At 45.6% G+C, this 7,869-nt stretch carries 7 protein-coding genes; 4 read left to right on the top strand and 3 right to left on the bottom strand.

Annotation, left to right across the window (positions count from 1 at the left end; translation table 11 throughout):
• From Q0668_RS01455 to Q0668_RS01465, 3 genes are all read right to left on the bottom strand, one after another.
• Positions 1-199 (bottom strand): hypothetical protein (locus Q0668_RS01455; RefSeq protein ID WP_298859228.1); only part of this gene is annotated, 199 nt, incomplete at its 3' end.
• A gap of 105 nt (positions 200-304) precedes the next feature.
• Positions 305-1,951, bottom strand: coding sequence for a LamG-like jellyroll fold domain-containing protein (locus tag Q0668_RS01460; protein WP_298859230.1), 1,647 nt, complete (start codon positions 1,949-1,951; stop codon positions 305-307).
• On the bottom strand, positions 1,948-2,517 hold the full coding sequence (locus Q0668_RS01465) for a sigma-70 family RNA polymerase sigma factor (protein WP_298859232.1): 570 nt from the start codon (positions 2,515-2,517) through the stop codon (positions 1,948-1,950). Before Q0668_RS01465 ends, Q0668_RS01460 begins: the two co-directional genes overlap by 4 nt.
• A 396-nt stretch (positions 2,518-2,913) precedes the next feature.
• On the opposite strand from Q0668_RS01465, the gene Q0668_RS01470 reads away from it, so the two are divergent.
• The 4 genes from Q0668_RS01470 (at position 2,914) to Q0668_RS01485 (ending at position 7,831) form a co-directional block, all read left to right on the top strand.
• Positions 2,914-4,164: a beta-ketoacyl-[acyl-carrier-protein] synthase family protein gene (locus Q0668_RS01470; protein WP_298859234.1), complete on the top strand. Its 1,251-nt coding sequence runs from the start codon at positions 2,914-2,916 to the stop codon at positions 4,162-4,164.
• A 320-nt stretch (positions 4,165-4,484) separates the two neighbouring features.
• Positions 4,485-4,748: an acyl carrier protein gene (locus Q0668_RS01475; protein WP_298859236.1), complete on the top strand. Its 264-nt coding sequence runs from the start codon at positions 4,485-4,487 to the stop codon at positions 4,746-4,748.
• A gap of 21 nt (positions 4,749-4,769) precedes the next feature.
• A complete protein-coding gene (locus Q0668_RS01480; protein ID WP_298859238.1) occupies positions 4,770-6,155 on the top strand; it encodes an NAD(P)/FAD-dependent oxidoreductase in 1,386 nt (461 codons plus the stop codon).
• Positions 6,156-6,403: 248 nt separating this feature from the next.
• Entirely contained in the window at positions 6,404-7,831 is a 1,428-nt protein-coding gene (locus tag Q0668_RS01485; protein ID WP_298859239.1) for an NAD(P)/FAD-dependent oxidoreductase, read from the top strand.
• The last annotated feature ends 38 nt before the right edge of the window (positions 7,832-7,869 follow it).

Below are 7,869 nucleotides of genomic sequence, written 5' to 3' on the forward strand. Positions count from 1 at the left end.
CTTTGACAGATTTACCACCGTGACATTTCAGACATTTTTCGACTAAGAGTGGCCGCACTTCTTTTTTGAAAAGTTTCAGTCCCTGCTGCATGCGTTTGGCATGGTCGAGCGGTATTACGACTTTTTTTTCTGCTGCAGAAAGTGAAACAGGTAATAAAATTGCGAAGAATAGTATGAGAGTGCTATTAAAGTTCCGCATCAAAGCCTCATCGTTTTGATTATAAAGTCGGGTGAGATTTCAGGAGTGAATGTCTTTCGGTGAGTTCACAATACATATATCACAATAAATCAGCCGCAAAATCAATCAGGAACCGGGTTTTCCCGATTGATACCATTGTAAAATATCCTCAGCAGGTAACGCACGTCCGAATAAGGCAAATTCATCCAGACGTCCATTTAAACTTCGAATCGAATGTGCGCCTGTATGTTCCTGCGGTCGCCAGTTACCAATTTCTGCAGGGCCAATGACCAGGGGAATCGGATTTTCTATTTTATGATGGCTGACAGGCAAACCATCCAGATAGTGAGTAACTTCTTTTTTCTGATGATCATAAACAGTCACCAGAAAAATCCAGCGGCCCAGGTCTGTTGGTTTTAAAACAACGGGTGAAAAATAATTCTTACCGGCCCCAGTTTTGACCCCCAGAATCATTTCACCTTTGTCACTAATCTGCCAATGGGGATTGCCGGGGTTATAACCGTCGGTGAGCATTAACGAACTGAGCCAACGCTCGAATCCTTCAATTCTGACCCAGGCCATTAATGTAAGGGACTGATATTTTCCGGGAATCTGCAGGCGGACCCGGTCACTAGTCCTTTTGAATTCCAGCGCACGTTTCTGCGGCCAGCGTCCTGACGTCCATTGACAACCAACAATGGCACCGTCCGTTGAGGATGTATGCTGCTGACTTTTATTATTGAGGGTCCGTGACCAGTTTGCTGAATCTTCAAAATCATAATAAGCGATGAGGGCAGGGTCGGTTTTGATTTTCTGATTCTGTTGTTTCCACTGTTTGAATTGCAGTAGCTGCTGTTGCTCGGCCAGATGGGATAGTTCTTCCGGGTTGATTAAGGGTAATGCCAGATCTTGGGAGCGATTAATGGTTCCCCGTTGATCAAACTGGGCACCTTCTCCGGTTTTTAAATTATGAATTTTATCAGGAGTTGTTTTCTGATCTGACGAATGTAGCTCAACCATGCCGTCAAGGACCTGGACATGCCCTTTACCTGATGGCTCGAGAGAAAGAGTAAACTCGGTACCCAGGTCAACAACGTTCAAACGCGATGTCTCAATTGTAAATCCCTGTGCTTGTTCGGGAACAGAGGCCCGCACTTTTCCATATTCGCAATACGTTTTCAGGGGAGAAATCAACTCGAACGCAGCAGGTCCTTCGATAACAACCGAGGCTCCACTGATCAATTCAACTTGAATCGTTCCTTTTTTAAATCTTAACCAGCCGGCAGATAATCCCGCGCCGGTTTGCAGATTACGGGGCGTATCCCATTCGACTCCGACGACTTGAGTTAAAAGGGCGATATGATCGGTTTTCGGAGAACGAGTTCTACTTTCTGATGAAGTAGCAGAGAAGTTGGCAAGAGGCTGTTCACGGTTCGATTGAGTTTTCCAACCCGCATAGAACGAAAGCGAGAGAAAGATCGTTGCTGCAATAATTGAGGAAACAAGTAAGAAAAGAAAACGGGATGTTCCTGGTCCGGATTGCGGTGCAGGGGAAGTGGAGTGTGGAATCCATAAATCCGACTGTTTTGACTCTGTCGCCCAGACAGACAGACCGGAATGCACTTGCAGATATTCAATGTATCGTTGACGTTGTTCGGGATTTTCTTTGAGCAGGCGTTCCAGCTCTGTATGATCTTCCGGAGTGATACTTCCCTCAAGGAGCGAGTCTAGCAGTGGAATAAACTGATTGTTATGAGCAAATTTCTCGTTCATGATCCAGCCTCCGGAGAATGAAGCGACTGTTGCATGCAGTTCAATAGTCGGAGCCTCAAACGTGATAATTTTTTGTAGACCGCATCAGTGGTTCGACCTAACTGCTGTGAGACTTCTTTAATAGATTGCTGCCCGTGATAACAATCGAGGATGAGTTGCTTATTCTCACTATCAAGTTTCTGGAGACAGTCATTCAGCGCCTGTTTCCGTTGATCGGTTTCGGAAATTGAGTTGGTTTGCGCTTCTGCAATCAGTGAGAGGACTTCGTCAGAAAAATAATGCCGATCGCGGCTTTGAACTCGCTGGAAATTTTTGACTTCATAAAAGGCAACTCCGCAGGCCCACGCTGAAAAACTTTGTTCTGCATCAAAAGTATTCCATTTCCTCCACAACACCAGACAGGTTTGCTGGAAGACATCTTCTGCATCCGTCTGATGAGGAAGAAGTGTGCCAATGAAGCCTCGAATCAGACTGTGGTGCCTAGCCAGTAATGAAACAAATTGTTCATTCGGGATCGGCCCCTCACCTGCTTCTAAGCCTTTATGTAAATCAGAGGACTGGTTCATAGTAATGATCGTTCGTCATTGCGAAAATTGGACGTGATAAACTGAGTTTTTATATTTCAACCATTGTTTCAAACTTCAGAACTATTTGTAAGTTCCTAAAATGATAAGAGTTATGTTTAGTTTGATATGCCAGGATTACTCTATCTATTTTAACCAGTCTTTGATGAAAAGGGAGTTCGAATTTAAGGATTGAATCGAGTTCATGGTACTATACAGAACGTTTTTCGGCACTGTCGTCTATTCTAACAGGAATCGCAAATCTCACTCGCCGCGCCACTTGCGAGTTTATTGTAGAACGTGTAATCTCCTTGGGTTATTATTTAACATCTCCCTGCCCGGCCGAGTGGCCAATCAATCTTCATTGCTTTAGTTAATCGATCAGAGTGGTATATATCCATGCAGGAATCAATGGATGATCAAAGCCGAATTGTCATTACCGGAATCGGCTTGACGTCTCCCAATGGAAACAATCTGGATGAGTTTCGGCAGAGCTTGCTGGAAGGCCGTTCTGGTGTTGTAGATTATAACATTAGGTATATGGGAGATGTGCTTGCCGGGATTTGTAATTTCGACGAATTACGGTATCAAAAGCGAAAAGAAGTTCGCCGGGGAACAAGGGCAGGGTCCATCGCAGTATATTGTGCGAATGAGGCCGTCAATCAATCCAATTTGGATTGGGAAAACGTTTCCAAAGATCGCGTCGGCGTTTATTTGGGGATTACCGAACATGGAAATGTCGAGACTGAGAATGAAGTCTACGAGATTTCCAAATTTGATTATGATACGAGTGTCTGGTCTCATCATCATAACCCCAGAACGGTTGCCAACAATTCCGCTGGTGAAGTCACGCTCAATATGGGTATCACCGGACCCCATTTGACGCTGGGAGCAGCTTGTGCAGCGGGCAATGCTGGTTTTATCCAAGGCGTGCAGATGCTTCGCCTGAATGAAGTGGATATCGCATTATGTGGCGGCGTATCTGAAAGTATTCATACGTTTGGTATTTTTGCCAGTTTTCAGAGTCAGGGTGCATTGGCATCTCACGCAGATCCAACAAAAGCCTGTCGTCCATTTGATGTTAATCGAAATGGCATTGTTGTCGCTGAAGGGGGAGCCGTTTGTACCCTGGAACGTCTTCCCGATGCCTTAGCGCGCGGCGCCACGATATATGGCGAAATCGTCGGCTACGCTATGAATTCCGATGCCAGTGATTTTGTACTTCCCAATGCCACGCGCCAGGCAGAATGTATTCATCTGGCACTCAAACGGGCTGGCCTAAAACCCTCTGACATTGATATTCTCAGCAGTCATGCCACTGCAACAATGCAGGGTGATATTGAAGAAGCCAAAGCATTGGCGCAGGTATTTGGTGATTGTCCCAATCTGGCGATTAACAATACCAAGAGCTTTATCGGACATGCCATGGGAGCAGCCGGGGCACTCGAAATGCTGGGAAATCTTCCCGCGTTTGAAGATCAGATCGCTCATGCTACGTTAAATCTGGATGAGGTCGATCCCGAATGCAATTTACCTCAGCTCGTAGCAAATGAACCACGTCAGATGGAGCGGGTGGAATGCATTCTGAATAATTCTTTTGGTATGTTGGGGATCAATTCAGTCCTCATTGTCAAAAAGTATTCTGCTTAAAACAGCTGATTCAATATCCCCGTTCTCAATTCTGAATGCGGTTTCTGTTCTGAGCTCAGAATGGTTTACCTCACCGGATTTATCGATTCTGTCTGGTTTTTCTGAAATTCTCTGCATTCTCCGGGGTTCAGTCGGTTTAAATCGTTTAGATACCACTATAGTATTCCTTATAAGGGGCGGGTTTTTATAACCCGGCTTCTGGCGAGGAAGTTGTCTGTTTGTTATAAGAGGCTTCCCCACACAGTGTTTCGCGATGAAAGTCGCGAGATTCGCTGATGGAAATCGACGTTATAGGATTTTAGAAAGTTTGGAGTTTCTGCATGGCGCCGGAACAAATCAGATCGGTAATCTTGGATATCTTAGCGCGAATTGCTCCCGATGAGGATCTTTCGGAGCTTGATGATAGTATTCCTTTTCGTGAACAGATGGAATTAGACAGCATGGATTTTCTGGATATCGTGATGGAGTTAAGAAAACTCTATCGCGTCCAAATTCCAGAAGAAGACTATGGTGAACTAGTAACGATGGATAGCACTGTTACTTACCTGACACCACTCCTGAAGGATGCTGAAAGCACCGTCTGAGTCACATAAACTCCCCTCGCCATGAGCTACGATTCAATCATCATTGGTGCTGGCCTCTCCGGGTTGGCTGCTGGAATCCGACTGGCTTATTACGGGAAGCGTGTCTGTATTCTCGAAAGACATACGACAATCGGAGGCTTAAATTCCTTTTACCGCCTGCGCGGCAGGAATCACGATGTGGGTCTGCACGCGGTCACCAACTATTCTCCACCGGGAGGAAAACGCGGACCGCTGAATAAAATTCTCAGACAACTCCGGTTTCAATGGGAAGACTTTGACTTGAGTCCGCAATGCGGCTCATCCGTCGTTTTCCCCGGTCACACACTCCGATTTAATAATCAGTTTGATTATTTTGAAGCACAAATTGCAGAACAGTTTCCGCAACAGATTGATGGCTTTCGGCAACTCGTTACAGAAATCGACGCTCACAATATAGGCGATCTCGGACAAAACTGGATCTCAACACGCGAGCGGATGGCAGAACGTATTTCTGATCCACTCTTAATCAATATGCTGCTCTGTCCCCTCATGTTTTATGGCAGCCCGTCTGCACACGATATGGACTTCAACCAGTTTGTCATCATGTTTCGCAGTATCTATCAGGAAGGTTTTGCCCGTCCTTATCAAGGCGTGCGCCTGATTTTGAAAAACCTCACAAAAAAATACAAGGCGCTGGGCGGCGAATTGAAGCTCCGCGCCGGCGTGAAACAGTTACTCATTGAAGGTAATAAAGTCTCAGGTGTAGTACTCGATGATGGGCAGATACTCGAATCCCAAAATGTACTCTCTTCTGCAGGCTCCGCGGAAACACTCCAAATGTGTAACGTAGACGTTCCCCGCGATGATCGATTTACTCCCGGCGATATTTCATTTGTAGAAACCATATCCGTCCTCGATCAGCAACCGGCGGAATTCGGGCACGACGAAACAATCGTATTCTACAATGACTCAGAAGACTTTTGTTATGAACAGTCGAAACAACCAGTTGACCTCCGCAGCGGTATTATCTGCTCACCCAACAATTTTAAATACGATCAGCCTCTCAAAGAGGGTTCCATTCGCATCACTGCCTTAGCCAATCCTGATTACTGGATGAGTCTGCCTGAAGAAAAATACATCGAGGAAAAACAATACTGGTATGAAGAGATCTTGAAATCCTCGCTAAGGTTCATTCCCGATTTTCGACCCCATGTACTTGATATCGACACCTTTACTCCCCGAACCATCAAAAAATTTACCGGTCACATCAATGGATGCGTCTATGGCGCGCCACAGAAAATTCTGGATGGTACCACCCCATTCAACAACTTATTTCTCTGTGGAACTGATCAGGGGTTTCTCGGAATCATCGGCTCAATGCTCTCCGGAATCAGTATCGCCAACCTGCATCTGTTGAATCCGAAATAACGGATTCGTATTTTAAATGATGCTGTACTCTTGCATTATTCCCCACGGAAGAAACTCACTTTATTCCAGTCTTACGTGCTGAATTGTCACACTTTTGTCACAGAATCCTGAATTACTCTGGTTTAGTAGACAAAACACCGTAATTTCGATAAACAAGAACTGCAATGTAAGGGAATCCTGACTGGTATTTTCGGCCTCGCGATCCCTTCTTTTCTCAACTGCTAAACTGAATAAAACGCTGAGTTATTATGGCCAAAGACTTTTTGAAAGACGCAAAAGACGAGTATGATGTCATTGTCATCGGCAGTGGTTTGGCAGGAATGACGTCTGCAAACATTCTCGCCCGACAGGGCTATTCCGTACTGCTCTTGGAACATCATTACCAGCTAGGCGGAATGGCTACCTGGTTCAAACGCCAAAATGGGCATATCTTCGATATCTCGTTGCATGGCTTTCCCTATGGAATGCTCAAAAGCTGCCGAAAATACTGGACACAGGAAATCGCCGATTCCATCGTTCCCTTAAAAGGCGTACGCTTTGAAAATCCGCAGTTCTCTCTGGAAACCTCGTTCAATCGAGAAGATTTCACACAACTCCTGATCGTAAAGTTCGGCATAGAACCGGAAACCGTCAAACGCTTTTTTGATACCGCGCGACAGATGAATTTCTTTGACGATCAGGGAAAAACAACCCGCGAACTCTTTGAAGAGTTCTTTCCCGGCCGCGATGATGTCGTGCGTCTACTAATGGAACCCATTTCTTACGCCAACGGTTCAACGCTTGAAGATCCCGCCATTACTTATGGGATTGTCTTTTCCAACTTCATGCAGAAAGGCGTTTACACATTCCGCGGCGGTACAGATCGCCTGATTAAACTCATCAAAGCCGAACTGGAAAATAACGGCGTCGATGTGAGAATTCGAACTCAAGTCGAAAAAATCGAAGTCACACCCGATCGTAGAGTCACCGGTGTTGTTGTGAATGGTAAACGCATAGGCTGTAAAGCCATTATGTCGAACTCCAATATCAAAGGCACCATTCTAAATCTCGTAGGCGAAGAACATTTCGATCCGGAATTCGTCGAAGAAGTCAAAGCGGTCCGACTCAACAACAGTAGTACCCAGGTTTATATCGCATTGAAGCCCGGCGATGAACTCGAATATTGCGGGGACCTGCTCTTTCACTCGGAACATAATGGCTTTGATATCGAAGCCATGCTCAGTAAAAATGTCAGCAGCCGCACCTTTTCATTCTATTATCCAGAAACACGTCCCGGCAGTGGTCGCTCGCTGATTGTCTCTTCCACAAATGCTAACTTCAGCGACTGGGCTGATCTTCCCGAGGAACAATACGAAGCCGACAAACAACATCTGATCGAAACGACTCTCGATTGTCTAGAACAATACGTACCAGATATTCGCAAACGAGTCGATCATCTAGAAGCTTCAACACCGCGCACATTCCAACGTTATACCCAGCATTTGCAAGGCGCTTCGTTCGGAACCAAGTTCGAAGGCCTGAAAGTCAGCAAAGAATTGCCCGATCAGATTGCCGGACTTTATCACGCCGGTTCGGTTGGCATCATTATGTCAGGTTGGCTGGGTGCTGTGAATTACGGGGTCATCGTCAGTAATGATGTCGATAAATATCTCACCCCCGCAACCGCTCAAATTTGATGTGCTCACAATTCCGGTACCTCCCCGAACAGTTTTAA

The sequence above is a fragment of the uncultured Gimesia sp. genome, assembly GCF_937910335.1.
Lineage (GTDB): Bacteria > Planctomycetota > Planctomycetia > Planctomycetales > Planctomycetaceae > Gimesia.

Coding starts and splice junctions, on each gene's coding strand:
- Q0668_RS01475 (WP_298859236.1), top strand. CDS start 4,485: ATGGCGCCGGAACAAATCAGATCGGTAATCTTGGATATCTTAGCGCGA.
- Q0668_RS01470 (WP_298859234.1), top strand. CDS start 2,914: ATGCAGGAATCAATGGATGATCAAAGCCGAATTGTCATTACCGGAATC.
- Q0668_RS01465 (WP_298859232.1), bottom strand. CDS start 2,517: ATGAACCAGTCCTCTGATTTACATAAAGGCTTAGAAGCAGGTGAGGGG.
- Q0668_RS01480 (WP_298859238.1), top strand. CDS start 4,770: ATGAGCTACGATTCAATCATCATTGGTGCTGGCCTCTCCGGGTTGGCT.
- Q0668_RS01485 (WP_298859239.1), top strand. CDS start 6,404: ATGGCCAAAGACTTTTTGAAAGACGCAAAAGACGAGTATGATGTCATT.
- Q0668_RS01460 (WP_298859230.1), bottom strand. CDS start 1,951: ATGAACGAGAAATTTGCTCATAACAATCAGTTTATTCCACTGCTAGAC.